We start from the raw sequence: 26,739 nt of genomic DNA on the forward strand, positions 1-26,739 counted from the left end.
CAGGAATCCCTACTATGTCAGACACTCCCGTTGATCCCGCCCTGTCAAAATGGCTGGAAACCCTCGACGAGGGCGACGAGCATTACCTGTATTGCCAACAGTGCGCGGCCGCCATCACCCGAGAAAATGCCAGACAGGAGATCAACGGTCAGCACCGCCACCGCTTCATCAATCCGGCGGCGGTAGTATACGAGGTCTGCTGCTTCGCGTCGGCCCCAGGTGTGGATATCAGTGGCGAGGCCACCCGTGAACACAGTTGGTTTCCCACACACAGCTGGCAGTACGCCCACTGTATTGACTGCGCCAGCCACCTGGGCTGGTATTTTGAGCGCGATGGTCAGCAGGCATTTTTCGCGCTGATTGATGCCCGCATCACCAGCCACTGAACGATCACAGGTAACACGTGCCCGAGTCCTCCGAATTTATCGTCCCGCCCTGCCATGACGCCGTCCGCCTGCTCTATGAAGACGAGCAGTTACTCGCCGTCGACAAGCCCGCCGGACTGCTGTCGGTGCCGGGTCGCCACCCCGCCAACCGCGATTGTCTGATTACGCGCCTGCAGCAGGATTACCCCAGCGCGCGCATTGTCCATCGTCTCGATATGGCCACATCAGGGCTGATGCTGATCGCCCTCAACCCCGATAGCCACCGAGCCTTGAGCCGCCTCTTTGAGCAACGGCAAATTCACAAGGAATACCACGCCGTAGTCGCCGGACAGGTCGCAGCCCACGAGGGCGTCATCGACCTGCCGCTCGCCTGTAACTGGCCGCGCCGCCCCCGGCAACACATCAACTTCGGGCACGGCAAACCTGCCCACACCCACTATCGGCGACTGGACACCAGCACCACCCAAAGTCGTCTGTTGCTCACCCCCTATACCGGGCGCTCTCATCAATTGCGCGTGCACTGCGCCAGCCTCGGCCACCCGATTTTGGGCTGTGAATTCTATGCAGACGCCAGCACGCGAGATGCCTCTCCCCGCTTGCTGCTGCACGCCTCGGCACTACAGCTTCTGCACCCCGTGAGCGGAGAAGCGCTGTCGTTGCACTGCGAGCCACCGTTTTAACCACTCTCGCTCAGAACATCGCCCAAGGCCATCACCTGCGTATCACAACAGTCAGCCATTGCCTGCAAGGCAAGCGCTGAACTAGACTGATTTCAGCAAGAGAGAGTCTGCCCGTGGTCAGTACTGAAACGCTCAATCAGGTCTCGCGCATTATTCTGCGCCCCAATTGCTCTGCCAGCTGGGAGAGCAACCGGCGTATTATTTTAGGTATTGGACTGGCCAATCTCATCGCCGCGTCGGGCATGCTGTCCATCGGCGCCTGGCTGGTACTGCCCTTTATGGGGCTGGAGCTTTTTCTGCTGTGGTATTTGCTGCGGCGGGTATTCGGTAAATTACAAATCCAGCAAGTCGTCAGTATTGAAGGTAACGCGCTTACCGTCGAGATGGGTTACTTCTGCGCTGAACGCCGCTGGCTGTGGCCCCTTGCTGACAGCCGCGTGCTCGTCACCCAGCACGACCCCCCCTGGACGCCGCTGGAAATCAGCCTCTGCCACCACGGCGAAGCCGTTCGTCTGGGCGCCTTCCTCAATAAAGAAGACTGTGAAAAACTGCTGGGCATCCTCCGCCAGCAAGGGCTGATGGTTCGCCAGTTCAGCGGCGAGGCGCTGCTGGAGGCCTGATCGCTTTGTCTAGGGATGAACGGTCAGCGACAACGGCGGCAAGCATTGCGCGCGTAACTGACAATGCGCCCGCAGCCGATAATGCCCCCGCTCCAGCGGCTGCATTCCCCCCAACGCCCCCGTCAGCAGCCACTGATCCGGGCGAATTTCCCAGCCCAGCGCTATCCGCTGATTGATGAGTGCCAACAGCGTTTGCCATTGGCCCTCCGCCAATGCCTCGGCGGGCGCTTCAATCACTGGCGCGCCGTCCTTCGTCAATTCAAGCTCAAGCCTGCCTATGTCAGCGGACAGCGGCACGCCTGCGGCGACAGCGAAGTAATGCGCAGCGACATTGCCGCGCACAATATTCAGGGCACTCAGCGGCGCAGGAATCCGGCTCAAATCCGGCAGTTCCAAGGCCAGCGCCACCCTCGACAGCTTGGATTTCAGCTCTGCCACCGAGGCCATCGGCTGGCGCTGCACGTCCCGCAGCTGAAAGGCCAACTCCATCTCGAGCATGCCCTTGCCGAAATCAGCCAGCGAGACCGCCCCACCGTCCAGCACGCCGCCTGAGGGCAAATTGCCAAACACCGCACGGTCACTGTGAAAACGCTGACGGGATAACAGACTCGTCAGCCCCGCCTTAAACCCGGCGGGCGATGCGACACCGGGAAGCGTTTGGGACAGGTTCTGATCAATATAGGCGCTCTGCCATTCGCGGTCTGTCGCCGCTTGCGCGAGCGGAGCGCTGAAAACCACCACAGAGAGCAGACTGACAATCAGGGAACGACACACGGGCTCACTACCTTATTCGATAAAAAAACGGGGCGTTTACTGTCCGGCCAGCTCACCGGGCAGCGCGGCCAGCGTACTCACGGTCAGCGTCGGCGCCAGCTCCCAGGGATCCAGCAGCGCCGATGGCTCACGCTTCAGCCACACCGCCTGCAAACCCGCGCTACGGGCGCCGATCACATCAAAGCTGTTGGCGGAAATCAACCAGGCCTGCTCCTGCTCGGCATTCGCAGAACGCAAAAAATGGGCGTATACCGCCGGATTGGGTTTGTAACTGCGCAGTGGCTCAGCGCTGACAATGCCGTCGAACAGTGCTTCAAGCCCGGCATGTTCCAACAACGTCTGCACCGCCGATGCGGCGCCGTTGGAGAAAGCGTACAGGCGGCAACCCGCATCACGGAGTTCAGTCAGCGCCTGGGGTACATCATCGAAAGCGGGCAGTCGCCCATAGGCGGTCATCAGCAGTTTTCGCCGCCCCGCCGTAAGCGCCTGCCCCATGCTTTCACAGCAGTAATCCAGTGCCTGCTCAGTGCAGCGGCTGAAATCCACATAGTTCTGCATCAGTCCCCGGCGAAAGCTGTACTCCAACTGTTTTTCCCGCCAGCGCGCCGCAAACAGCGGCGCCAAGTCGCCCATCAGCTCATACAGAGGCTGCGCAATCGCTCCGGTATCGATCAGCGTGCCGTAAACATCAAAGCCCAAGACCTTGTTCATCTGCCGCCTCCTGTGCCGCTACCTAGCGAAGTCTGGCAGCAATTCGGGTAAAATGCGCGCCGTTAACGCATCGAGGTAATCATGACCACGTCAGACAAGGCCCCGCAAGCCCCTTCGCCCAAAGTTGGATTTGTCAGCCTGGGCTGCCCCAAAGCCCTGGTGGACTCCGAGCGCATCCTCACGCAACTGCGTATGGAGGGCTACGAGGTGGTGCCCAGCTACGACGACGCCGACGTGGTGGTGGTCAACACCTGCGGCTTTATCGACAGCGCCAAGCAGGAATCGCTGGACGCCATCGGCGAGGCGATCAGCGAAAACGGCAAGGTCATCGTGACCGGCTGTATGGGCAAGGGCAACGATGCTGAGGTGATCAGGTCGGCCTTTCCCGAGGTATTGGGCGTCAGCGGACCAGCGGCCTATGACGAGGTAGTCAGCTCGGTCCACGAGTGGGCACCCCCGGTAGGCAAGCACGATCCCTTTGTCGATCTGGTGCCGCCGCAGGGCATCAAACTCACCCCGCGCCACTACGGTTACCTGAAAATTTCTGAAGGCTGCAACCACCGCTGCAGTTTCTGCATCATTCCCGCCATGCGTGGCGATCTGGTCAGCCGCCCGATCAGCGATGTGGTGGACGAAGCCAAGCGCATGGTGGCGGCCGGTACGCGCGAGCTGCTGATTATCTCGCAAGACACCAGCGCCTACGGGGTCGACACCAAATACAAGCTGGACTTTGTTGACGGTCGCGCACTGGAAACCCGCATGCAGGATCTGGCGGTCGCACTGGGCGAACTCGGCGTGTGGGTGCGCCTGCACTACGTGTATCCCTATCCCCATGTCGACAAGGTCATTCCGCTGATGGCCGAGGGCAAAATTCTGCCCTACCTCGACATTCCGTTTCAGCACGCCAGCCCGCGTATCCTCAAATTGATGAAGCGCCCCGGCAATCAGGAAAAAACCCTGGAGCGCATCAAGGCCTGGCGGGAAATCTGTCCCGATCTGGTTATTCGCTCCACCTTTATCGTCGGCTTCCCCGGTGAAACCGAGGAAGACTTTCAAATGCTGCTGGACTGGCTGGAAGAAGCCCAGCTCGACCGCGTCGGCTGCTTCCAGTATTCGCCGGTGGAAGGCGCTACCGCCAATGAGCTGCCCGATCCCGTGCCCGAGGACATCAAGCAGCAGCGCTGGGAACGCTTTATGGAAGTGCAGCAGCGCATCTCGGCGGCAAAACTCCAGCAGCGCATTGGTCAGCAACTGGAAGTGTTGATCGACAGCGTCGACGAAGAAGGCGCCATTGGCCGCTGCTACGCCGATGCGCCCGAAATCGATGGCAAGGTGTATCTGGACGGCATTACCGATCTGCAACCGGGCGATGCCTTGATTGCCACCATTGTTGATGCCGACGACTACGACCTCTGGGCCGTGCCCGTCGAGGAATAGACACGCGCTGTGAACCTGATTCTGCTCCGCCCCGACGACTATCTCGATCCGCAGCGGGTAAGCTTGAGCGATGCCCGCGCCGAGCAGATTCGTCAGGTGCATCGTGCCCAAGCCGGCGATTCGGTGCGCGTCGGCGACCTCGGCGGCCTGATGGGCAGCGCAATCATCGAACAGCTCGACGAGCATGCCGTTACCCTACGTGTAGCGCTCGACCGCCAGCCACCGGCCAAACTGCCCGTCACGCTGGTGCTCGCCCTGCCCCGCCCCAAAATGGCCCGGCGCATTTGCCGTACAATTGCCGAGCTCGGCGTACGCGAACTGATTCTGATCAACAGCTACCGGGTGGAAAAAAGCTACTGGTCCAGCCCGTTGCTGAGCGAGGACCGCATTCAGGACTATTTCATCGAAGGCTTGCAGCAATCGATGGACACCGTGTTGCCGACGTTGTGCATTGAAAAATACTTCAAACCCTTTGTGGAAGACCGCCTGCCCGCGCTGGCCAGCAACACGCGCGCACTGGTCGCCCACCCGCGCAGCGACGCGCCCTGCCCTCGCGATATCCGCGACGACAGCCTGCTCGCCATCGGTCCCGAAGGCGGCTTCATTCCCTACGAACTGGAAAAACTCGAAGAAGCTGGCTTACAAGCCGTCACCCTCGGCGAGCGGATTCTGAAAGTGGAAACGGCCGTGCCGGTGTTGTTGAGTCGATTGTTTTCCTGAAGAGCGCTTATTCCTCGCTGAGGTTTCGCCAGCCTTCAGGGTTTCACCAGTAATCCGCCGCCTGCCGCCATCAGCCCCACACCAACCACCGCACGTCCCTTTGCAGAAACGGATGATGAAAGCCGCGACTGTAGCTGAGGCGCCAGCGCCGCATAGGCCAGTTTGACGCCGCCAACACTCAATACGGTAATCAACAGAACCAACCCTATATCGGCGGCAACCAGCGTCTGCATATCCATAAACAGCGGCAGCAGGCTGGCGTAAAACACGATGGCCTTGATATCCGCCAGGGTTAACAGCAATCCCGCAAGGACACTGCCCGGCAGCGATGTCGAGCGGCTAACACGGCTGTTAATGGGACGATGACGACCGCGCCAGAACTGCCAGCCCAAAAAAATCAGATACAGCCCTGCCGCCACTTTGATGACCGCAAAAACCGCCCCCAACTGCTGAGCAAGGGCGGCCATGCCCAGCACGGCCATCAGCACAAACAGGCAGTCGGCCAGCACAATCCCTAACGTGGCTGCGGCACCCTGCCGAAAGCCGCCGCGCAGGCTGCACACCGTCACCAGCAGCACACTGCTGCTGGGCAGCGCCGCCAGCGCCAGCATGGCGAGGCTCAACGCCACAATACTGGCCAGACTCATGGCTAAACTCCTGTTAGCGCGAGGTGAATATCGGCAAGCTTACCTCAGATATTCACCTAATCCCCAGCACAGGGGAATAGCAACGCGATCCCACCGGCCACGCCTTGATCAGGAATCCCAGCGATAAATCAGATCCGCACCGTAGCTGCGCGGCTCTCCAAACATGACTGAGCGCCCGGCCTGCGGCAGGTTGTGCACATTGCTGATGCTGTACTCCTCGTCCAGCAGGTTCTTGCTCCATAACGCCAGATCAAGCACCCCGCCCATCAGTGGAATGTCGTACCAACCCAGTCGCGCATTCAACACTGCAAAGTCATCCATGCGGTCGGCGTCAAAGGTCGCAAATTCCCGTACACCGCCGCCATTGCGCTCATCAGTGAAGGCGTAAGTGGCATTCGCGACCACCTCTCCCCATTGCAGACTGCGCCACAGCGTCCACTCGGCCGCAGCGGTATAGGCGTGACGCGGTGCAGAATCAAACACAAAGCCGTCATCAAGCTCCCCCGACAAGGGGTTGCGGCTGGGCTCAATGCTGGCTGACAGGTAGGCGTAATTCAGGATCAGCAACAGTTGCTCAGACGCCAACCAGGTGGCATCCATCTCGAAGCCTTTCAGGGTCGATTCCCCGGCATTGGCCACAGTGGTGTCACTGGTGGTATTGGGCACGCTGAAGTTGAGTTGCTGGTCGACAAAGTCCTGCTGGAAGACGTCGGCATTGATTTGCAGGCGGTTGTCGAAGAAGCGCGACTTGATACCCAGCTCGTAGGCCGTCACTTTCTCTTCGTCAAAGCCATTGGCAAAGCGCTGCGCGCCCTCGGGGGTTACCTGCTCGCGGGTATTAAAGCCGCCGCTTTTGTACGCCTCACTGACCTTGAAATACAGATTGATATCATCGGCGGCCTCGTACTCAGCGATAAAGGCGAAGGAATCGTCCTTAAAGTCTTTGTCGCCGGAGACATCGTAGAAGTCATCGGACAGCTGTGTGCCAATATCGCCATCGTCGCGATCGGTATTATCCAGGTCGCCCGGCACAACAAGGAAGGTAATCTGCCTGCGCAGCGCATCAGCCTTGCGGTTGTCCTCCGAGTGTCGCGCCCCCAGAGTCAGGCTCAGCCGCTCGTCCAGAATCGGTGGGCGCCAGGTCAACTGTGCAAACACTGCCGCCGCCGTATTTTCAATATCGAAACGAGCCTGCGTCAGCACTTCGATGCGATTGCCGGTGGAGTTCTGCTCGGCCATGCTGCCCAGCGGTGCGGATAACAAATGGCCGATCTGACCGCGCCCCTGCTGCGCCCGCTCTTCAAAGTAGTACAGACCGGTAATGTAGCTCAGCTGGCCGCCAAACAGGTCGCCCGACAATTGCAGCTCATGGGAGAACTGCTCCTGATCCACCACCGGATGAACTTCACCGTATTGCACACTACGACCGATACAGGGACTGCAGACAGCCGAATCACCAGCGACTGCCGCCACAGGAAAACTGAATACTGGACTATTATCCAGCCGATAACCGTCAGTGCTTGCGCCGGTGGCAAGAATCGTCGGGGTTTTATCGTATAGCTCGCGCTCGGCATAGAGATATTTCAGGGTTGTCGTGTCATCAAGCTGCCAGGACAGGCTCAACTGGTGACCGGAGATACGGTTCTTCGCCTCTTCAAAGGGGGTCGCCGAAAAAATACGGTCAGGGCGGTTGCCCGAGGTATTGAAATCGAAGAACTGCCTCGCCCCGGCATTGATAAGGTTGGTAAAGAGAATTCCCTGATCCAGCCCCGGATTCGGGATCGGATCCGACGGACGGGTGTGTGAATACACCAGATTCGTATTCGTCACCTCGGCCCGGTCATAAGCGTAGTCCAGGCGGACCGTATCCGAAATATCCCAACCGATATCCAGTCGATACCCTTCGGTATCGGTGTCGCCAAAATCACCACCCTGCCCGGTATTCTCGATATACCCATCGACGCGCTTATTGAGATACGCCAGCTTGGCAGCCAAGCCCTCGACCACGGGGACATTGATCATTGTTTTACTACTGAACAGATCGCGATCACCGACCGTAAAAGCCTGTTTCAACTGCACCCTATCAACATCCGGCTGCCGCGTAATGAGATTGACCGCCCCCGCCGTCGAGTTGCGTCCGTACAGGGTGCCCTGTGGCCCCCGCAAAACTTCAATACGCGTTAAATCCGCCAGCTCTGTCGTCAGCGCAGCAGAGCGCGCGATATAGGCGCCGTCGACATATACCCCCACCGGAGGGTCCTGCGTAATCTGCGCGTCAATCAGGCCAATGCCGCGAATATAAATACGCAGCGTCGTGGTATTAATGGGGAACGGCTGAATGGTCATCGCCGGCACATTGTTGGCGAGATCGCCCACGTTGCCGATGCCCTCGCGCTCCAGTGCCTGTTCACCGAACGCATCCAGGGCGATCGGCGTATCCTGAAGGCTCTCCGTTTTCTTCTGCGCCGTTACCAGAACCTCCTCCAGTTGGCGAGGCTCCGCATATGCAGCGTAGTTTGTGCCGGCGGCGCCCAGCCACAGCCCGATCAGTAGTCGTTTCATAATCTCTGTCCGCAGTTTTATTGTTATTCATGAACGCCGATTAAGGCACTCGTCTTAACGATAGACTAAAACTCGAAGCCGAAACACATCATTTCAGACCAGACTAATAAACAAAATCGGCCACAAGTGAATTAACAGTGGACGCTTTAATATTGTGACGCCCCACTCAAAGGGCCAGCGCAGGTACCGGGCGACACCGAGTATTGCGCGAATCGAATTGCATGCCGCCCCCGTTCCTCACGCGGTTAACGCTTTGAGACCGGGGGAGCCATCGCCATGGACAAGCCGCTAAGATGATGCCTTTGCATATCGGAAAGGCCTGCCGGCAACAAAGCAAAAAGTCACTTTTCGCGGCATTTTTGGGATACGCTTGATGGTGAAAAAAAATGAATTCCGCACTCTGTTAACCCGCCGCTTTCTCTATTTAGAGAAGCACCTTGAACAGCCCTATCCAATATCGCTGATGCGCGGTTTTTAAGCCTAAATAGCCAAGAAAGCCGCGCTTCACGCTATTCGGCATACGGGGTATGAGGTTTTTTCCTACGAAGAATAACGCGGAAGTTCGGCTTTAGATCTAGATAAATTAGGTGTGGATCTGAGGGCTATCAGACGCCCCAGATAGCCACCAAATAGCGCCGCTCACTCGCCCCGCTGTTGCTCCCACTTAGGCGGCAACAGCAACACTTTCAGCCCTTCCCAAGGATTTTTCGCCGCAAAGGCATCTCGCCACATGGCCAGAAACTCGTGAAAGTTCAAGGTAATGATATTGCGGGAGTGGATTTGATCGACAATGCCGTAATCCACCGGGTTGTCGTCCTGTTCTTCGGTGTAGGTGCCGAACAGGCGGTCAAAAATAATCAGCACGCCGCCGTAGTTGCGGTCGATGTATTCGGGGTTGCGACCGTGATGCACGCGGTGCGCACTGGGGGTGTTAAACCAGAATTCCACCCAGGGGTGCAGCTTGCCCACGGCTTCGGTGTGCACAAAATACTGGTAGCACAGATTAAAGGCATAAAGACTGAACACTACCGCCGGGTGCACGCCCAGCAATACCATCGGCATAAAGAACAGCCACCAGCCGGTAAGCGAATACAGCAAGCTTTGGCGCATGGCGGTGGTCATATTCATGGTTTCGCTGGAGTGATGCACCACATGGGCACTCCAGAACCAGCGCATACGGTGGCTGGCGCGATGAAACCAGTAGTAACAAAACTCCATGGCGATGAATAAGGGCACGATCGTCCAGCCGTTGACCGGAATATCGAAGAAGCGGAACTGGTAAATAGCGGTAATGAGTGCGCCGGTCACCAGCAGGTGGATCAGGGTTTCCAGTATCTGGTAGCTGCCGCCCAAGCCGAGGTTGACCAGAATCTCCGGCCACTCAAACTGCTTCCACATACGGTGCGACGGTCCACGGCGCTTGCGCAGCCAAAGCTCGGCGGCGAAGGCCAGCAGAAACATTGGCGTGGCGGCAAACAGAATGACCTGCTTCCAGTCGATGTGCGGGCCGAGTATGCCCTGCAAGGTGTTGTTCAATTCACTGATCACGTTCACTCTCCCGCCGTCATCGTTATTGTTTTGCGCACCGCGGTCGACGCGACGCGGCTTTAAACAGCCAGGCAATTATGCTGTAGTAAGCGCCAACGAGATTTGACATTTTCGGACATCACGCCATGCCCTCCCCCCTGCGCGACGCCGTCGTTCCCAATACTTACGTGCACCTGCTCTACGAGCACTTGCAGGCGCAGGGACGCGATGCTGAAGCCTTGCTGGGCGAGGCCCCACCACCGTCGCAGGGCCGTTTCCCGGTATTGCGATGGCGGCAGCAGTTGCGCCGGGCGGCCAGCGCGTTGAATGATCCCCTCCTGGGCTTACACCTCGGTCAACGCATTACGCCAAGGCATTTTGGCGTATTGGGTCACGTGCTGCTGAGTTGCGGGAATCTGGCAGGCGCACTGGCGCGGTTAGAGCGCTACCAGCGCCTGATTTACGATGTGAATCCGATGCGGGTCGAGCTGCGCGACGCAAAAGTGATATTGAGCTGGGGCGCCGAGCGCGGTCGCCCCGGCTCGTTGGTTGATGAAACCGCCATCGCGGCGCTGATGCAGTTCTGCCGGGACATTACCGGCTTGCCCGACGCCTGCGCTGACAGCATTGCCTTTATCAATCCCGCGCCCGCCGCGCTTGGGCCCTATGAGCAGTGGTTCGGCTGCCCAGTGCAGTTCCGGTGTGATCGCACTGAGGTCATTTTTCATCAGCAGCTTTTGGAGGCGCCGCTTCGACAAGCTGACGCCGCGCTGTCCGCCGATCTCGACAAACAGGCAGCCTCTCTGCTCGGTCAATTGGAGCGGGGGGAAGAAGCGCCGCTGTCCGCACATATTCGCCAGATGATTGCCGCCCGGCTGCGCTATCAAACCGCTTCTGCCGAGCATTGCGCCACCGCACTGCATACCTCGCCGCGACATTTACACCGGCGACTGGCCATTGAGGGCAGTCGCTTTCGCGAGTTGTTGGCGCAGACCCGTCAGCAGTTGGCCGAACATTATCTGCACGACCCCCGCCTGCAACTGGAAGAAATTGCCGCCCTGCTAGGTTACGCCGAGCACAGCGCGTTCAGCCGGGCGTTCAAACACTGGACGGGAGAGTCTCCCCGCCAGTTCCGCGAACGTCTGGAGAACGCGCCGTCATGACTTCATCGGTCGGCCCAGCAGCCAACGGGGCAATGCCAGACCGAAGAAGATGCCCAACAGGCGCAGGCCGATAATGACCGCCATCCCGGCCAGCATGGATAGGGTTTCCGGCTGCCCCAAATGAAGCAGCAGTGTGAACAGCAGTCCCCCGCTGATCGCGGCGGTGGCGTAGATTTCCCGGTGGAATATCAGCGGAATATCGTTACACAGCACATCGCGCATGATGCCGCCTGCAACGCCGGTCATCAGTCCCATCAACACCGCAATCTCCGGGTCCATCCCCAGCCCCAGTGCTTTCTGTACCCCTGCCAGTGTGAAGAACGCCAGCCCAATGCCATCGAACACATCGAGCAGCTTCAACGGCAGGCGCACAAAACGCTGAACGACAAACGTGCTTATCGCCGCCATCATCCCCAGCCACAGGTAGCGACTATCGGCAATCCAGATGGGATCGACACCCAGAATGACATCTCTGAGCGTACCGCCGCCCAGACAGGTGATCAGTGCAATCACCAGCACCCCGAAGATATCCAGTCGCTTCTGGCAGGCCGTCAGCGTGCCCGAGGCAGCAAAGACCGCTATACCGAAGAAGTCGAGAAAGGCCGACAGGGATGCAATCATGGCACCGCCTCCATCACGCGAAATAAGGGCCATCACGGCCCGGCTGTTGTAGGCCCGCTAGTGTACTGCGGCAGACGAAAGATAGCAGCGGCACCGTTGCGTCCCGGCTTTTTTTAACGGCTTGCCCTGCCAATAAAACCCTGCTGTGCTAGGGTAATTCTATTGCTACGCAATATCGCTGAGGAGTCGTTATGAAGTCTACAGAATCGCTATTGTCTGAACTGCAGTGCGAAGGCAAGCACTATCGCTATTACGACCTCACCAAGCTCAATGATCCGCGCGTGGATCAGCTGCCCAAGTCACTGAAGATTCTGCTTGAGAACCAGCTCCGCCACTTTGACGGCGAGAACGTGGGACAGGAAATTATCGATGCCCTGCTCAACTGGGTTGATACGGGCACAGGCGGTGACGACATCAATTTCTCCCCCGCGCGGGTGTTAATGCAGGACTTTACCGGCGTACCCGCCATTGTCGATCTGGCCGCCATGCGCGATGCCGTCGCCAAGCGCGGCGGCGATGTCTCGGTGATCAACCCTCAGATTCCCGTCGACCTGGTTATCGACCACTCGGTGACCGTTGACCAGTTCGGCTCTCCTCAGGCTTTTCAGGAGAACGTCGCCAAGGAAATGGAGCGCAATGTCGAGCGCTACCGCTTTCTCAAGTGGGGACAATCGGCCTTCGACAACTTCAATGTGGTGCCGCCGGGCACCGGCATCTGCCATCAGGTCAATCTGGAGTACCTGGCGCAGGTGGTCTTTCAAGGTGAAGACGCGCAAGGGCCGCTGGCCTACCCCGACACGGTACTGGGCACCGACAGCCATACGCCGATGGTGAATGGCCTCGGCGTGCTGGGCTGGGGCGTGGGCGGTATTGAGGCGGAGGCCGCACTGCTGGGCCAACCCTATTCCATGATGTTGCCCGACGTCGTCGGTTTTGAAATGCAGGGTGCCCTCAACGAGGGTGTGACCGCGACCGATTTGGTACTGACCGTGGTGGAAATCCTGCGACGCGAGGGAGTGGTCGGCAAGTTCGTCGAATTCTTCGGTGATGGCCTCGCCGAGCTGAGCGTGGCCGACCGCGCCACCATTGCCAATATGGCGCCGGAATACGGCGCCACCTGCGGTTATTTCCCCGTGGATGAAGCCACGCTTGCCTACCTGAAACTCAGTGGTCGCAGCACCGATACCGTGGCGCTCACCGAAGCCTACTGCAAGGCGCAAGGCCTGTGGCGGCATCCCGGCGACGCGCCGCGTTTCTCTCAGACCATTCAGCTCGACCTCGGCAGCGTGGAACCCAGCCTTGCCGGGCCAAGCCGCCCGCAGGACCGGGTAGTACTGGGCCAGCTCGGCAAAACCATGGCCGACTACCTTGCCGAGAAAGGCAAAGACCGCGAAGAATTTTCTGCCATTCCCGATATGGGGGAAAAGCTGCACCACGGCGACGTAGTGATCGCGGCAATTACCAGTTGTACCAACACCTCCAACCCCGACGTGATGATCGCCGCCGGGCTGGTGGCCCGCCGCGCCCGCGAACGTGGCCTGCGGGTCAAGCCTTGGGTGAAGACCTCGCTGGCACCAGGCTCAAAGGTCGTCAGCCAGTATCTGGCGGACAGCGGTCTGCAGGAGGACCTGGATTCGCTGGGCTTTGATATTGTCGGCTACGGCTGTACCACCTGCATCGGCAACTCCGGGCCGCTGCCGGAGCCCATTTCCAAGGCCATTGACGACAAGGACATGCTGGTATCGGCGCTGCTGTCGGGCAACCGCAACTTTGACGGCCGCATCCACCCCCAGGTCAAGGCCAGTTGGCTTGCGTCGCCCCCGTTGGTCGTGGCCTTTGCATTGGCGGGCACGACGCTGATTGACCTGCAGAATGACCCTATCGGCAAAGACAAGCAGGGCAACAAGGTGTATCTGAAAGACCTGTGGCCCAGCAGCGACGACATTCAGGAAATTCGCAAAATCGTCAGTGGCAGCATGTACCGCGAGGCCTACAGCGATGTCTTCACCGGCACCGAGGAATGGCGCGAACTCGAAGTGGAGAAAAGCGACACCTACCAATGGCAGGACGACTCCACCTATATTCGTCTGCCGACCTTCTTTGAGAACCTAAAGGCGCCGGAAGACACACTGGACAGCGTGCACAATGCCCGCGTGATCGGCCTGTTCGGTGACAGCATTACCACCGACCATATTTCTCCGGCGGGTAAAATTGCCGACGATAGTCCTGCCAGCCATTACCTGCAGAGTCTTGGTGTGGCGCCGACCGACTTCAATTCCTACGGTTCCCGCCGTGGTAACCACGAAGTGATGCTGCGTGGCACCTTCGCCAATGTGCGACTGAATAACCGCATGGTAGGAAAGGAAGGGGGCTACACCCTTGGCCCCAATGGCACCGATATTCTCAGCATTTACGACGCCGCGATGAAATACCAGCAGCAGAACACGCCACTGGTAGTACTTGCCGGCAAACAGTACGGCACCGGCTCCAGCCGTGACTGGGCAGCCAAGGGCACGCTATTACTCGGTATTCGCGCGGTAATCGCCGAAAGCTTTGAGCGCATTCACCGCTCTAACCTGATCGGCATGGGTGTGTTGCCCATCGAGTTGGACCCCGAAGTCCGTATGACAATGCTGGAGCTGGACGGCAGCGAGGAAGTCGATATTGTTCCCTGCGATGACATACTGACGCCGAAACAGACCTTGCGCATTATCTTGTCCCGCCACGATGGCAGCCGCCACGAGGTACTGGGACGAAGCCGTATCGATACCCGACAGGAAGCCGAGTACTACCGTCACGGAGGCATCCTGCAATATGTACTGGCTCAGCTGCAGAAATAGCCCGATTATAAAATAGCCCTAAAGCGCGGTCGGCGGATTGACCGCTGCGCCGCCGCTGGCATACTCAGGGGAACAGGAGAGGGAGCACCCCACGATGAAAGTCCATTTAGAACTGGAAATCGAACCGGAAGAACTGCGCCGTCTGGTTGGCTTACCCGACATGCAGCCGATCTGGGATTCGGTACAGAAACGCGTTGCCGAAGGCGACAGCGAGATGATTCAGCAGGTGGCCAAAACCGCGTTTACGGAAGGTATGAAAACCCTCGACATGACCACCCGCTTACTGAAAACCCTCAGTGGTCTAGCGAGCCGCCGCGACAGCGAGGCCAAAACCAAGGCCAGCACAACAAGCGCGGCCAAAAGCAGTACGCGCAAAACAGCAACGAGTAAAAGCCGCGCCCGCAGCAGCAGTAGCCGCAGCAAAAGCAGTGAGTAAGCGCCGGGCCAGAACGCAATCAGCGAGACCATTATTATGAGCAACAAAACGCAACGGGGCGGCGCCAAGCTGACCGCCTCGGGCAAGCGGCTGCGCATGCGCACCGCGGAACGCAGTGATATTCCCGGTATTGTCGCGCTGTCAAAGCGTGTGTACCAGGGCACCGGCATCGATCCCTACTCCACGGCAGAACTGCGCGGTCAACTCAACCACTTTCCCGAAGGTAAATTTGTTGTCACGCTCGACGAAGACATCGTCGGCTACTGCGCCACCTTTCGGGTGAGCGGCGCCGTTTGCCTCAAGCCTCACACTTGGGAATCCATCACCGCCAACGGCTATGGCACTCGCCACGACCCCAATGGCGACTGGCTCTATGGAATGGAAGTCTGCGTCGATAAAAGTGTTCGCGGCTACCGTATCGGTCAGCGCCTGTATAACGCACGTAAAAAGCTCTGCGAGTCTCTGCACCTGAAAGGCATTGTGTTTGTTGGTCGCATGCCCGGCCTCAGCAAGCGCCTGCGCCGTTTTGGCACAGCCGAACATTACCTCGAGGCGGTACTCAACAAGCAAGTGCGCGATCCGGTACTGTCCTTCCAGATTGGCAACGGCTTTGAGGCGATCGGGGTGGTTGAGCACTACCTCGATACCGACCGGGACTCACTGGGCTACGGTGCCCATATGGTGTGGCACAACCCCAAGATCGATCGCGATGCCAAACCCGGCCACGACAAGCACTATGGCGGTCGCCAGCCCGACACGATTCGCGTGGGCACGGTGCAATATATGCAGCGTCGCGTGCAGTCCTTCTCCGAGTTCATGTCGCTGGTGGAATACTTTGTCGATGTGGTTGCCGACTACAAGGGCGACTTCGTGGTGTTTCCGGAGCTGATTACCCTGCAGCTGCTGTCGATTGAAGATCAGGAGCTGAACCCGCAGGAATCCATTGAAGCACTGACCAAGTACACTCCCCGCTACCGCGAGGCCATGCAGGATCTGGCGGTGCGCTACAACATCAATATCATCGGCGGCTCGCACCCTACGCGGGTTGCCAATGGCCGGGTGGAAAACATCTCCTACGTGTTCCATCGCGATGGCCGTATTGATGAGCAGCCCAAAATTCACCCCACGCCCAACGAGGTGTACTGGTGGAATATTGAAGGCGGCAGCAGCCTGAATGCCATCGATACCGACTGTGGGCCGATTGGCGTGCTGGTTTGCTACGACGCCGAATTCCCGGAGCTGTCGCGGCATCTGGTGAATCAGGGCGCACAGATTCTGTTCGTACCGTTCTGTACCGACGAGCGTCAGGGCTATATGCGCGTGCGCTATTGCTGTCAGGCAAGAGCCGTAGAGAACCAGATCTACGTGGTCATGTCAGGCAACGTCGGCAATCTGCCCAATGTCGCCAACATGGACATTCAATATGCCCAAAGCTGTATTCTGACGCCCTGCGATTTCTCCTTTGCCCGTGACGGCATTGCAGCCGATACCACGCCCAATGTCGAAACGGTCGCGATTGCCGACCTGCGGCCGGAGAGCCTGCACATCGCCCGCAACAGCGGCACGGTACAAAACCTGCGGGACCGTCGTCACGACTTGTATCAAATGAAATGGCGGGGCCAATAGGCCCCGCGGGAAGAAGGTTTTATGTCTACGCTACTCAGCATTCTGGCGCTGCTGTTTCTGGCACTGTTTGTACTCATCCCGCTGATTGAGCGATTCGCGCCCCGTGCCAGCCCGGAACAGCAGCAGCGTATCAGTCGCTGGATTCTGCCGCTGGTCGCGATCGGACTGGTCGCCGCACTGATTAAGCACCTAATGTCGTGAAACGCATCTCGGCAGCATTATCCTGGACCTGAGCCTGTTTGGCCCGCGCACGCTCCCAGAAACGCTCGTGGAAGTAGAAGGCCACCGTGTTGACAGCAGGCTCCACCAGCGCCATCAAGCCGCCAATGACAAAACTGCCCGTCAACAGGTACGCCACTGTGAACGCAACGGAAAAGTGCATAATGGCAAAGCTGATGGTCTTCTTCATGGCCGGGACCTCAATCAATAATGATTCTCACTTGCAGCCTATCTTAACAGCTACCCCCCTCCCCGCAATAAGATTGTTTGTATGCTTTTGATTGGTTTCAGCTATCAATCAGGCCCTCTCTCGCTATTTTTTAGTGGCACAACAGTTGCTTCGCCCCAGACAGATACCGGACGCCCTCTGCGAATAAGGACTCTGTCATGCGTTTTCCTCTCCCCCCCCTGCTCGCCTTACTGAGCCTGATAAGCCCCGCCGCCCTGGCCGATGACGCTCTGTCGCAGGACGCGGGCAATATGGTCTGGCTGGTGTGTGCCAGCGCGCTGGTGTTCTTAATGCAGGCGGGGTTTGCGCTGCTTGAATCGGGCATGTCTCGCAGCAAAAATGCCCTAAATGTGGTCATGAAAAACTACATGGATGTCTGTTTTGGTACGGTCGTGTTCTGGCTCATCGGCTACGGCCTGATGTTTGGCAGCAATCCCACCGGATGGCTGGGCACCGACCTGTTTGCACCCTCAGAAATGGACCCCATGGGTTACGGGGTGCTGCTGTTCCAAACAATGTTTGCCGCCACCGCCGTCACGATCGCCAGCGGCGCCATGGCTGAGCGTACCTGCTTCGATGGTTATCTGCTGGGCGCGCTGGTGGTCACGGCACTGATCTACCCGATCTTTGGCAGTTGGGTCTGGAACAGCGGTGGCTGGCTGGCGGAACGCGGGTTTATCGATTTTGCGGGTTCAACAGTGGTGCACTCCGTCGGTGCCTGGGTGGCGTTGGCAGGGATCATCGTGATTGGGCCCCGACTGGGCCGCTTCGGACGCGATGGCCGCCCCCGCGAAATTCGCGGACACAACCTCACTCTGGTCGCACTGGGCGGCTTTATTCTCTGGTTCGGCTGGTTTGGCTTCAATGGTGGCTCGACACTGGAAGCCTCAACCGATATCGGCCTGATCAACCTGAATACCCAGTTGGCCGCAGCTGCTGGTGCCACGGGCAGTATGTTGCTGGCGAGTCTGTTTCGCCGCCCCATTCTGCTGACCGAGACCGTCAACGGCAGCCTTGCCGGGCTGGTCGCCATCACGGCGGGTTGCGCGTCGATGACACCCACATTTGCCCTGCTCACCGGCTTGATTGGCGGCATTATCTGCACACTGGGCGGCCAGCTGCTGCTGCGACTGCAGTTGGATGACGTTGTCGGCGCGGTCAGCGTTCACGGCTTTGCCGGTGCCTGGGGCACCCTCGCGGCAGGTCTGTTCCTGAAAGACAATATGTTCGACGGCCAACAGGTGATGACGCAACTGGTTGGCATTGGCGCCTGTTTTATCTGGAGCTTCGGCACGGCGCTGATGATGTATTTCGCCATCGACAAATTGCTGGGGTTACGCGCTAACTCGCAGCATGAGCAACGCGGCCTGGATTTAAGCGAGCACGCAGAAATTGGCTACCCCGAATTCCCTTCGGGTCAACATGCCTACACCGCTGATCGCGCCGCTGACCTGGAGTGGAAACCATGAGTCAGGCGGCCATTCCCCTGCACCGACAGGCGATCGAAGACGGCCTGCGCGAGTTTCTCGACGACGCCTCGCTGCAGCAGGCCATGGACCACTGGCAACGCCAGTATGCAGACCAGCCGAGTACGGCTCTGCAGCGTTTCGTCAGTGACATTTACAGTGCATACGACATTTCCGCCAGCCGCGCGACGGTGCTGAGAAGCCTGCTGAAAGCCATCAATCTGAATGGAGATGCACTGCCCGGCGCCCCCAAATCGCGACGAACCGGCGCGCCCCTCAATCAGCGCTCAGAAGCGTTTTCACTGCTGATTGACGCGATCATGGTGCAACTGGAGGCCGAGGAACAGCGACGTCTGTTACTGGAGTATTTCGCGGCACTGCGCAAAAAACACCTGCCGCCGGGCCTGCTGATTACGCTGCAAAGCTGGCTGGCCAAACGCGATGCCAGCGCGGCACCCAATGCCGACAATGCGCAGCTGCGCTTTTTGCTGAATCAGTTATACATACTGCTCTGTGATCACCTGGGCCCGGTCAAAGCCGACCGCTGTCTGGCTCGAGCCGTTAACAATGTGAATCAGCAGTATCCGTTGATGGAGGAGTTGGTCAGCCAGTTTCTATAGCGTTCAGCGGCCGAGGTCCGCCAACGGGTGGCGGTCCCAGGGCGGAACAAACAGCGCATTGGTCTCCTCGTCCGGCACCTCGTCGACACAGCGGTAGCACCAATTGGGGCATTCATCGCGGTCCTTGAAGCGCGCCCGCACGCCTTCAGCAAATTCCGGGTCGCGAAGACGATTTGCCGCCAGTACCATTTCCAAGCGGAAAACATCGGCGAGTCCAAGGCCACGACTGTCGGCAAACTGCCTGACAATCAACTTCAAGGCGCTGGCCGCGCCGCGATTTGCGCCATCCAACGCCAATGCCAGCCAGTCATTGCGACGGGCATCGCGTTCAAGCGCCGCCTTTAAGGCCCTCACACAACGACGCTCGCAGTGCTTATCTATCCACGGTCGATGCGCCTTCAACGGCGCGTCTTGCAAGCTGACCCCCTGCTCCACTTCCCAGTCAGTGAGGCAATCGGTGAGCAGTTCGCTGTTTGCTTCCGGGTCCTCTTCCCAGGACAGCTCAAGCAGGCTGTTGAGCAAGCTCTCCTTGCTCTGGGAATCCCAGCAGTAATCCGCCAAGCCGGAATACAAGGCATCAGCCGGACCCAGTTCAACGCCTGTCAGGGCGGCAAACAGGCCGGTGTGCCCCGGCATCTGCCCGAGATACCAACTGGCGCCCGCGGTAGGGATGAGTCCAATACTGGCTTCGGAGACCGACAACTGACTGCGCTCAGTGACAATGCGGTGACTGGCACCGGCCATCAGCCCCAATCCGGCGCCGCGCACCCGACCGTCGGCCCAGCAGATCACCGGCTTGGGAAAGGTGTGGATGAGATAGGCTGCCATGTACTCGCAACGCAGCAGAGCCTCAGCCTCAATGGCCGCACCGCCGGGATTTGCCAGAGCCGATTCCAGCATCCGCAATACATCGGCGCCGCCGCAAAACCCGCGGTCACCGGCGCCGTCGATAAACACCGCCACCGCCTCAGCATCGTCGCGCAACACTATCAGTGTGTGCAGCAGACGCTCAGCCATTTCCGGGCCAATGGCATTCAGTTTCGCCGGGGCGTTGAGGGTCAGCCTGGCAAGATACCCGCCAGCAGGTAGCGCAAGGCGCTGCAAACAAAGGGAGTAATCAACCTGCATACGCTGGTCCACCACTGAAAACGATGCTGCCAGTATCGCCACTGCGACGGCCAGACTCAAGCAGTCACAGTCCGATGCCCGCTCACCGTACCAATCGGCACCTGCGGCAACTGCCGGCCCAGATTGACCCAACTGTCATTTTTTATTTCGTCGCACGGCCAATTTGTCACCGCAGTGCATTCGTTATGCTCCGCTTCCAATGTGGATATCCGCATCCCACTACTGACTTTCACTGCACGAGGCCGCCATGACGACTTACAAAGCCCCGGTACGCGATATCAATTTCGTTATCAATGAACTGCTGGACTACCAGAAGCACTACACTCAGGTTCCCGGCGGCGAAGAAGCCACACCGGATATGGTTGACGCCATCATCGGCGAAGCGGCCAAGTTTGCCGAGGAAGTCTTAGCCCCGCTGAACCAGCCCGGCGATGAGCATGGCTGCAAATGGGAAGACGGCAACGTCACCACCCCGCCCGGCTTTAAAGAAGCTTACGATTTGTGGGTTGAAGGCGGATGGCAGGGCCTGTCTCACCCTGCCGAGTACGGCGGCCAGGGTCTGCCAATGTCTATGGGCCTGATTAAATCGGAGCTGGTGGGCACGGCAAACTGGAGCTGGGGCATGTACCCCGGCCTCAGCCTCGGTGCCATGAACACACTGCTGGTACACGGTGATGAGCAGCAGAAAAATCTGTATCTGAGCAAACTATGCGAGGCCACCTGGACCGGCACCATGTGTTTGACCGAGCCTCACTGCGGCTCTGACCTCGGGCAGATGAAATCGCGCGCCGAACCCCAGCAAGATGGCAGCTACAAACTGAACGGCACGAAAATTTTCATCTCTGCCGGCGAACACGATATGGCCGAAAACATCGTGCATATCGTCTTGGCTCGTACACCCGGCGCCCCCGAAGGCACCAAAGGTATTTCGCTGTTTATCGTGCCCAAGTTCCTCTCCGATAACGAGGGCAATATCACTGAGCGCAACGGCGTCAACTGCGGCAACATCGAGAAAAAGATGGGCATTCACGGCAATGCCACCTGTGTGATCAACTTTGATGACGCCACCGGCTATATGCTCGGCAAGGAAAACGAAGGCCTGGCCGCCATGTTCACGTTTATGAATACCGCACGCATTGGTACGGCCATCCAGGGGCTGGCAGCGTCCGAGCTGGCTTACCAGAACGCCTGGCCCTACGCCATGGAGCGCTATTCCATGCGCGCGCTGTCTGGCTCGAAAAACCCCGACAAAGCCGGTGACGCGATCATTCACCACGGCGATGTTCGCCGTATGCTGCTGACCGCAAGGGCTTTCGCCGAGGGCGGCCGCGCGATGATTTACGATGCCGCGAAATATGCAGACATGATGGTCAGTGCCCCAACCGAAGAAGAGCGCGATGCCTATGAGAACGAACTCGGCTTCCTGACGCCCATTCTGAAAGCCTTCCTGACAGAAACCGGCCTTGAATCAGCCAGCAACGCCATGCAGGTCTTCGGCGGTCACGGCTTCATCAAAGAGCACGGCATGGAGCAGATTTACCGCGACGCAAGGATTGCGACGATGTATGAAGGCACTACTGGCATTCAGGCCATGGACCTGATCGGTCGCAAGGTCGTGCTGGACGGTTTCAAACTCTATGCCGGTTTCAGCAAGAAACTCTACAAGTTTGGTTTCAGCTCACTGCTCAAAGGCAAGCGTCGCCGCTACAGCGCCAAGCTGATCGGCTATACGCTGAACCTGAACTGGAAGACCGTTAAGATGCTCGCCCGCGCCTCGCGCAATCGCGACGCGGTATCAGCGGCTTCTTACGACTTCCTGATGTACAGCGGCTACCTGTCGATGGCGTATTACTGGGCGATGATGGCCGAAGTCGCAGCAGAAAAGCTGGACAGCGCCGACAGTGGTGACCGTGAGTTCTACCAGGCCAAGCTGGAAACAGCGGAGTTTTACTTCAGCCGCCTGTTGCCTCGCGCCAAAGCTCACGCCGCTGCGATGGACAGCAGCACTGACAGCGTAATGGGCATGGCACCGGAGCGCTTTACCCTGCGTTGATCTCTGACAGCCAGGCACAAAAAAAGGCGTCTGGAGTTTCTCCACGACGCCTTTTTTATTGCTCCGGCTGAGTGTCTTAGTAACTCAGCTGCGACACTTCAACCTTCCACTTCCCTTCCTTGTCACAGGGGTTTGCCACTTCTTCGGTCTGCCCTGGCTCCACATCAAAGGCCTGCACGCTCAGCGGCCGTATCGCATCTTCCCGGGTATAACTGAAGACACCGCTAACCCTGGCTGCGCAGTGGTTGACCACCAGAAAGCGGGTCGAGACCTTATCGCGCATGTAGTAAGCACAGCTCGAACGATTGGATGCGGAATCCAGTGTTTCAACCTTCCAGTCCAGACAGTCTTCCGGCTGCGCGGCAAACACCGCAGTGCTCCCAAGCACGCCGAAAACAAGACCTGCAGCAATCACCATGGTCTTCATATATCACCCGTTCAGTGCGTCAACACTCATGTTATTTGCGGGTTTGCAATGCGGCTCTCAAACCCAACATACCGTGTTTGCACCTTAGCGGAAGCGATATCACCCGACAGCAGGTATTTTCCCCCATGCGTACTGCCTAAGGCCCGTACATGCTCAAAAAAATACAATTAAAACAGCTTGTTAGCGACGCGGACAGTTAGGCAGTTTTGTGACGAAGTCATCAGACTCAAGACGGCAGGCCGCAAATCAGTCGACGCAGTATCTTCTCGTGCAGATTTTCAGGCGAGTCCAGCGCCAGGCGCTGCAGTATCTCCTGCTGCCGCCCCGACGCAGATGAACCACGCCACAGCAGCTGCACTTTTTCACGCCACGTCATGCGGGACAGCCTTATCAGCAACGCTCCCGCCTCCAACTCGAGATCGCTAAAGTCGCAACCTAATGGGAAACGAGGGCACAGTCCGGAGCGCTCCCCTTCAGCAATGCGATGCTGAATTTTTTCAGGGGTATTCTGTCGCCGGGCTTCGGGCAGACTGAAATCCGCAGGCAGCTTACCCCGCTGCTGCGCTTCTCGGATTAACGCTGGCTGAAAGCGGCTGTCGGCGATGCCGATCAATGCCGCCGCCACCTCGGCATCGCGCTTTGAACGCAAATCAGCGATGCCGTATTCCGTAATCACCATATCCCGCAAATGCCGGGGAACCGTGCAACTGCCATACTGACTGAGAATATTGGAAACGGCTTCACCGCTCTGCTGCCGACTGGCGCGGATCATCAACATCGAGCGCCCGGTTTGCAACTGATGCGCCATCGCCACAAAGTTATATTGCCCACCCACACCTGAAATGACCTGCCCGCTTTCCAGTGTATCGGAGGCCACCGCGCCATTCAGACTGACATTCAGGCCGGTATTGATGAAGCGGGCATCTCGGCGCTGCAGTCGATAGAGCCTGGGATTCAGGTCAAGTTGATTAATCTTGTTCACGCCGCACATGGCCAATTGCCGACGGCGCTCTTCCGGCATTTCCCGTAGGCGCTGGTAGAAGTCATCGGAGCCGAGGAAGAAACCGCCGTGCAGCACTTTGCCGTGACGCAGAGTCTCACCCAGACAATGCGCCGCGAGAAACGCCTGACTATCCGGGTTAGCCAAGTTAGCGGGGCAGCACTCTCCGCTCGCCGCCTGAATCTGTCCCTCGTGATAGTGACAGTCGTCCCGGAACAGACCGTGGTATTGCAAGACAGCGAAGTCTTTGCCCCGCAGCTCGCGTACACCTTCATCAGCAAGCGCGGCAAACAGCCCGGCATCCAACTTGTCGGGATCGCAACGACCGCTGTTTACCAACGCTTGCAGCGCCCAGAAATCGTATACACGACGGCGCAAAATACCCGCTTCGTAGAGGTGCAGAAAGCCTTCCACGAACATTTCAGTGGCACCATACAAGCCTTGCTCGAAGGGACTCAGGCCGCCGATCGACGCGGCCTCGGCTATGTCCAGCGGCCAGTTTGCGAGCATCTGGCGGTATTCACTGTTTCGCTGATCCCGCATCAGCAGCGACTGCACAATCGCGTCGCCCATGCTGCCAATTCCCAACTGCAGGGTGCCACCATCCTTCACCAGACTGCTGGCCAGCAGGCCAATGCTGTAATCGGCAGCCGGTATCGGCTGCAATCGCGGCATGGCAAACAGGCCGTGCTGGCGAGAGTCGGTGTCGAGCAGGTAATCCAGCTCGCCAATATCCAGCTCGGCATCATCAAACATGAAAGGAAGATCCGGGTGCACCACCCCGATCGTGATGAAGTCGCGCCCCTCATCGCGCAACCTTGCCAGCAGTTCGGCAGACATATCCGGGTTACAGCTTGCACTCAGGCGACCATCCGGGTGCCGAGCCAGTAACTGCATCACTACATTTGCGCCACGCGCCGCCACATCCCTTGCGGCGTGGGTGTAGTTGCTGCTGATGTAATCCTGCTGTGCTGCGGCATTGCCCGTGCGCGACCCCGCTTTGAAATAAAACTCGCTGACCGACACATTGTTCGGCAAGCGCTGCTGCCTGACTGCCGAGGCGTAAAGCGGCTCGCTGTAATGCGCAAATACACGGTCGAAAACCGGACTCAGCAGACGCCCGCGAACCGGGTCAGATTCAACGGGCCGCTCAAGTGTCAGGGCGGTTAGTATCTGCAGTGTCAGCGTCGGATCATCGCAGGCCTCCCGGTAGAAGGCGTCGACTAGACTTACCGGCTTACCCAGCCCCAGTGGCAGCGCCAGGCACAGATCATCGCCCAAGCGTTGACGCACCCGCGCCACACATTCTGCTTCGCTATCCAAGTGCTCTGCCACTTTCGCATTATTCCGCACAGCCAACTCCTGCAGGCAAAAGAAAGGGTAAGGAACGGTGACACCGACAGCGGTCCTGAGCAAGCCTGCCAGACCGCCCACGCATTACAACAAATGGGCCGGTGATCCGGTCACCGCTCAGTGCAGCTTCAGGCGCGGCCGCCACAGACGATTAAAACGCCCGGCAAGCAACAACATGCCTGTACGCAGCCAGCCATACAGCGCGACCTGATGCATACGGTATAAACTGATATACATCATGCGTGCCAGCCAGCCCTCGACAAATACCGAGCCGCTGCGCAGATTCCCCATCAGACTCCCCACCGCCGTGTAGTTGGAAAGCGAAACCAGGGAGCCGTGATCGCGGTAACGGAAATCCAGCAAGGGCTTGCCATCGATCAGGCGGCACAGATTCTTGGCCGTATGCTTGGCCATCTGCTGCGCCGACTGCGCTCGCGGAGGAATAAATTTATTCTCGCCCATTTCGCAGGCGCAGCAGTCGCCGATCACAAAGACCGAAGGGTCGTCACTGAGCAAGGTGGGCGCCACGTTAATCTGGTTAATGCGATTGTGACTGAGACCAAGGTCAGCCAGCATTTCCGGCGCTTTAATACCGGCCGCCCATACCAGAATATCGGCGTCGATACGCTGTTCATCAGCGGTGACAAAGCCCTTGTCATCGGCACTTTTCACCCGGGTGTCCAGGTGCACCGTCACGCCCATTTTTTCCAGCTCTTTCTTCACCGTGGCGGCCAGCTCCGGTTTCAGGGCTGGCAGCAGGCTGGGGCCCGCCTCAATCACGTCGACTTTCAGCCGACTTCTGTCGAGCTGTTCGTGACCGTAGAGTTTCAACAGGGCAACGGCGTGGTGAATTTCCGCCGCCAACTCCACCCCCGTCGCACCGCCGCCGACGATGGCAATCGACATCTGCTCAGCCAGATGATTGGCCCGAAGGCACAGGGCAAGAAAACGCTCATGAAAGCGGTCAGCCTGCTGGCGGCTATCCAGGAACATACAGTGATCACGAACACCGGGAGTGTTGAAATCGTTGCCGCGACTGCCGATGGCAATAACCACATAGTCATAGTCGAGCCGCCGCTCAGGCAGAACTTCCTCACCATCGGCATCTACGTGGGGAGCCAGAATGACCTGCTGCTTCTCGCGATCCAGGCCCTGCATTCGGCCCAGCTCAAAATGGTAGTGATTGCGGCGCGCGTGGGCGCGGTAATCCACTGCGTCAAGATCAGCGTCGATGGCACCCGTTGCAACCTCGTGAAATCGCGGCTTCCAGATGTGGCTGGCACAGCTGTCCACCAGGGTAATTTCGGCCTTTTTGCGGCGACCCAGTCGCTTGCCCAGCGCACTGGCCAGTGGCAAACCACCGGCACCCCCGCCAACAATCACGATTCGTTGAGTCATGGTTTCGCTCCTATTTTTGAAAAAATTCGCGGACACCACACACTCGGAAGCGAGGAGAAAGAGACAAGTGGCGGTGGCTCCCCACACCTGAAGGGG

Annotated in this window: 24 protein-coding genes; 13 read left to right on the plus strand and 11 right to left on the minus strand. The window is 58.5% G+C overall.

Going from position 1 to position 26,739, the window contains the following annotated elements; translation table 11 throughout:
• Positions 1–14 precede the first annotated feature (14 nt).
• From G411_RS19040 to G411_RS0102430, 3 genes are all read left to right on the plus strand, one after another.
• Positions 15–386, plus strand: a complete 372-nt coding sequence (locus tag G411_RS19040) for a cereblon family protein (protein WP_022957578.1) — start codon at positions 15–17, stop codon at positions 384–386.
• A 17-nt stretch (positions 387–403) separates the two neighbouring features.
• Entirely contained in the window at positions 404–1,066 is a 663-nt protein-coding gene (locus G411_RS0102425) for an RluA family pseudouridine synthase (protein WP_022957579.1), read from the plus strand.
• A gap of 113 nt (positions 1,067–1,179) precedes the next feature.
• A complete protein-coding gene (locus tag G411_RS0102430; protein ID WP_022957580.1) occupies positions 1,180–1,686 on the plus strand; it encodes a DUF2244 domain-containing protein in 507 nt (168 codons plus the stop codon).
• 9 nt (positions 1,687–1,695) lie between these two features.
• Here G411_RS0102430 and G411_RS0102435 read toward each other — a convergent pair whose 3' ends face one another.
• Both G411_RS0102435 and G411_RS0102440 read right to left on the minus strand, forming a co-directional pair.
• The gene (locus G411_RS0102435) at positions 1,696–2,460 is read right to left on the minus strand and encodes a hypothetical protein (protein ID WP_022957581.1); all 765 of its coding nucleotides are present in this window, start codon (positions 2,458–2,460) and stop codon (positions 1,696–1,698) included.
• 36 nt (positions 2,461–2,496) lie between these two features.
• Positions 2,497–3,171 (minus strand): haloacid dehalogenase type II, encoded by a 675-nt coding sequence (locus G411_RS0102440; protein ID WP_022957582.1) that lies wholly within the window; start codon positions 3,169–3,171, stop codon positions 2,497–2,499.
• An 81-nt stretch (positions 3,172–3,252) separates the two neighbouring features.
• Between G411_RS0102440 and rimO the strand changes: the two genes are divergently transcribed.
• Both rimO and G411_RS0102450 read left to right on the plus strand, forming a co-directional pair.
• On the plus strand, positions 3,253–4,608 hold the full coding sequence (gene rimO, locus G411_RS0102445) for a 30S ribosomal protein S12 methylthiotransferase RimO (RefSeq protein ID WP_022957583.1): 1,356 nt from the start codon (positions 3,253–3,255) through the stop codon (positions 4,606–4,608).
• 9 nt (positions 4,609–4,617) lie between these two features.
• Positions 4,618–5,328, plus strand: coding sequence for a 16S rRNA (uracil(1498)-N(3))-methyltransferase (locus G411_RS0102450; RefSeq protein ID WP_022957584.1), 711 nt, complete (start codon positions 4,618–4,620; stop codon positions 5,326–5,328).
• Positions 5,329–5,363: 35 nt separating this feature from the next.
• Here G411_RS0102450 and G411_RS0102455 read toward each other — a convergent pair whose 3' ends face one another.
• From G411_RS0102455 to G411_RS19050, 3 genes are all read right to left on the minus strand, one after another.
• Positions 5,364–5,975, minus strand: coding sequence for a LysE family translocator (locus G411_RS0102455; protein WP_022957585.1), 612 nt, complete (start codon positions 5,973–5,975; stop codon positions 5,364–5,366).
• 108 nt (positions 5,976–6,083) lie between these two features.
• A complete protein-coding gene (locus G411_RS19045; protein ID WP_022957586.1) occupies positions 6,084–8,537 on the minus strand; it encodes a TonB-dependent receptor in 2,454 nt (817 codons plus the stop codon).
• Between the two features lie 639 nt (positions 8,538–9,176).
• A complete protein-coding gene (locus tag G411_RS19050; RefSeq protein WP_022957588.1) occupies positions 9,177–10,085 on the minus strand; it encodes a sterol desaturase family protein in 909 nt (302 codons plus the stop codon).
• A gap of 125 nt (positions 10,086–10,210) precedes the next feature.
• Between G411_RS19050 and G411_RS0102475 the strand changes: the two genes are divergently transcribed.
• Entirely contained in the window at positions 10,211–11,227 is a 1,017-nt protein-coding gene (locus tag G411_RS0102475) for an AraC family transcriptional regulator (protein WP_022957589.1), read from the plus strand.
• Here the strand turns inward: G411_RS0102475 and G411_RS0102480 are convergent.
• Positions 11,222–11,848, minus strand: coding sequence for a trimeric intracellular cation channel family protein (locus G411_RS0102480; protein ID WP_022957590.1), 627 nt, complete (start codon positions 11,846–11,848; stop codon positions 11,222–11,224). The two genes, G411_RS0102475 and G411_RS0102480, sit on opposite strands and share 6 nt — an antisense overlap.
• A 191-nt stretch (positions 11,849–12,039) precedes the next feature.
• Here G411_RS0102480 and acnA point away from each other — a divergent pair, with 191 nt between their 5' ends.
• The 4 genes from acnA to G411_RS0102500 all read left to right on the plus strand — a co-directional run bounded on the left by acnA (position 12,040) and on the right by G411_RS0102500 (position 16,951).
• Entirely contained in the window at positions 12,040–14,688 is a 2,649-nt protein-coding gene (gene acnA, locus G411_RS0102485) for an aconitate hydratase AcnA (protein ID WP_022957591.1), read from the plus strand.
• 94 nt (positions 14,689–14,782) lie between these two features.
• A complete protein-coding gene (locus tag G411_RS19055) occupies positions 14,783–15,124 on the plus strand; it encodes a hypothetical protein (protein WP_022957592.1) in 342 nt (113 codons plus the stop codon).
• 36 nt (positions 15,125–15,160) lie between these two features.
• Entirely contained in the window at positions 15,161–16,750 is a 1,590-nt protein-coding gene (locus G411_RS0102495; protein ID WP_022957593.1) for a carbon-nitrogen hydrolase family protein, read from the plus strand.
• A gap of 21 nt (positions 16,751–16,771) precedes the next feature.
• Positions 16,772–16,951, plus strand: a complete 180-nt coding sequence (locus G411_RS0102500) for a hypothetical protein (RefSeq protein ID WP_022957594.1) — start codon at positions 16,772–16,774, stop codon at positions 16,949–16,951.
• Here the strand turns inward: G411_RS0102500 and G411_RS0102505 are convergent.
• Positions 16,932–17,159 (minus strand): DUF2061 domain-containing protein, encoded by a 228-nt coding sequence (locus tag G411_RS0102505; RefSeq protein WP_028968073.1) that lies wholly within the window; start codon positions 17,157–17,159, stop codon positions 16,932–16,934. The two genes, G411_RS0102500 and G411_RS0102505, sit on opposite strands and share 20 nt — an antisense overlap.
• Before the next feature lie 197 nt (positions 17,160–17,356).
• On the opposite strand from G411_RS0102505, the gene G411_RS19060 reads away from it, so the two are divergent.
• Together G411_RS19060 and G411_RS0102515 are read left to right on the plus strand one after the other, a co-directional pair.
• A complete protein-coding gene (locus G411_RS19060; RefSeq protein WP_022957596.1) occupies positions 17,357–18,667 on the plus strand; it encodes an ammonium transporter in 1,311 nt (436 codons plus the stop codon).
• Positions 18,664–19,284, plus strand: coding sequence for a hypothetical protein (locus tag G411_RS0102515; protein ID WP_022957597.1), 621 nt, complete (start codon positions 18,664–18,666; stop codon positions 19,282–19,284). The genes G411_RS19060 and G411_RS0102515 overlap by 4 nt, the downstream gene beginning before the upstream one ends.
• A gap of 3 nt (positions 19,285–19,287) precedes the next feature.
• On the opposite strand, the gene G411_RS0102520 is transcribed toward G411_RS0102515, so the two are convergent.
• The gene (locus G411_RS0102520) at positions 19,288–20,472 is read right to left on the minus strand and encodes an enoyl-CoA hydratase/isomerase family protein (protein WP_157581098.1); all 1,185 of its coding nucleotides are present in this window, start codon (positions 20,470–20,472) and stop codon (positions 19,288–19,290) included.
• Positions 20,473–20,659: 187 nt separating this feature from the next.
• Here G411_RS0102520 and G411_RS0102525 point away from each other — a divergent pair, with 187 nt between their 5' ends.
• On the plus strand, positions 20,660–22,465 hold the full coding sequence (locus G411_RS0102525) for an acyl-CoA dehydrogenase C-terminal domain-containing protein (RefSeq protein WP_022957599.1): 1,806 nt from the start codon (positions 20,660–20,662) through the stop codon (positions 22,463–22,465).
• A 76-nt stretch (positions 22,466–22,541) separates the two neighbouring features.
• Here the strand turns inward: G411_RS0102525 and G411_RS0102530 are convergent, their stop codons facing one another.
• The 3 genes from G411_RS0102530 to G411_RS0102540 form a co-directional block, all read right to left on the minus strand.
• Complete coding sequence (locus G411_RS0102530; RefSeq protein ID WP_022957600.1) at positions 22,542–22,892, minus strand: hypothetical protein; 351 nt, start codon at positions 22,890–22,892, stop codon at positions 22,542–22,544.
• Between the two features lie 226 nt (positions 22,893–23,118).
• On the minus strand, positions 23,119–25,245 hold the full coding sequence (locus G411_RS0102535; protein WP_022957601.1) for an acetyl-CoA hydrolase/transferase C-terminal domain-containing protein: 2,127 nt from the start codon (positions 25,243–25,245) through the stop codon (positions 23,119–23,121).
• Positions 25,246–25,362: 117 nt separating this feature from the next.
• A complete protein-coding gene (locus G411_RS0102540) occupies positions 25,363–26,643 on the minus strand; it encodes an NAD(P)/FAD-dependent oxidoreductase (RefSeq protein WP_022957602.1) in 1,281 nt (426 codons plus the stop codon).
• Positions 26,644–26,739 lie beyond the last annotated feature (96 nt).

This window comes from Spongiibacter tropicus DSM 19543 (genome assembly GCF_000420325.1).
In the GTDB taxonomy this organism is placed as follows: Bacteria; Pseudomonadota; Gammaproteobacteria; order Pseudomonadales; family Spongiibacteraceae; genus Spongiibacter; species Spongiibacter tropicus.

What these genes read in the sequence shown, in the direction of transcription:
- G411_RS19055 (WP_022957592.1), top strand. Translation starts at nt 14,783, where the DNA reads ATGAAAGTCCATTTAGAACTGGAAATCGAACCGGAAGAACTGCGCCGT.
- acnA (WP_022957591.1), top strand. Translation starts at nt 12,040, where the DNA reads ATGAAGTCTACAGAATCGCTATTGTCTGAACTGCAGTGCGAAGGCAAG.
- G411_RS0102475 (WP_022957589.1), top strand. Translation starts at nt 10,211, where the DNA reads ATGCCCTCCCCCCTGCGCGACGCCGTCGTTCCCAATACTTACGTGCAC.
- G411_RS0102455 (WP_022957585.1), bottom strand. Translation starts at nt 5,975, where the DNA reads ATGAGTCTGGCCAGTATTGTGGCGTTGAGCCTCGCCATGCTGGCGCTG.
- G411_RS0102505 (WP_028968073.1), bottom strand. Translation starts at nt 17,159, where the DNA reads ATGAAGAAGACCATCAGCTTTGCCATTATGCACTTTTCCGTTGCGTTC.
- G411_RS0102440 (WP_022957582.1), bottom strand. Translation starts at nt 3,171, where the DNA reads ATGAACAAGGTCTTGGGCTTTGATGTTTACGGCACGCTGATCGATACC.
- G411_RS0102495 (WP_022957593.1), top strand. Translation starts at nt 15,161, where the DNA reads ATGAGCAACAAAACGCAACGGGGCGGCGCCAAGCTGACCGCCTCGGGC.
- G411_RS0102515 (WP_022957597.1), top strand. Translation starts at nt 18,664, where the DNA reads ATGAGTCAGGCGGCCATTCCCCTGCACCGACAGGCGATCGAAGACGGC.
- G411_RS19060 (WP_022957596.1), top strand. Translation starts at nt 17,357, where the DNA reads ATGCGTTTTCCTCTCCCCCCCCTGCTCGCCTTACTGAGCCTGATAAGC.
- rimO (WP_022957583.1), top strand. Translation starts at nt 3,253, where the DNA reads ATGACCACGTCAGACAAGGCCCCGCAAGCCCCTTCGCCCAAAGTTGGA.
- G411_RS0102480 (WP_022957590.1), bottom strand. Translation starts at nt 11,848, where the DNA reads ATGATTGCATCCCTGTCGGCCTTTCTCGACTTCTTCGGTATAGCGGTC.
- G411_RS0102530 (WP_022957600.1), bottom strand. Translation starts at nt 22,892, where the DNA reads ATGAAGACCATGGTGATTGCTGCAGGTCTTGTTTTCGGCGTGCTTGGG.
- G411_RS0102525 (WP_022957599.1), top strand. Translation starts at nt 20,660, where the DNA reads ATGACGACTTACAAAGCCCCGGTACGCGATATCAATTTCGTTATCAAT.
- G411_RS0102540 (WP_022957602.1), bottom strand. Translation starts at nt 26,643, where the DNA reads ATGACTCAACGAATCGTGATTGTTGGCGGGGGTGCCGGTGGTTTGCCA.
- G411_RS19045 (WP_022957586.1), bottom strand. Translation starts at nt 8,537, where the DNA reads ATGAAACGACTACTGATCGGGCTGTGGCTGGGCGCCGCCGGCACAAAC.
- G411_RS19040 (WP_022957578.1), top strand. Translation starts at nt 15, where the DNA reads ATGTCAGACACTCCCGTTGATCCCGCCCTGTCAAAATGGCTGGAAACC.
- G411_RS0102500 (WP_022957594.1), top strand. Translation starts at nt 16,772, where the DNA reads ATGTCTACGCTACTCAGCATTCTGGCGCTGCTGTTTCTGGCACTGTTT.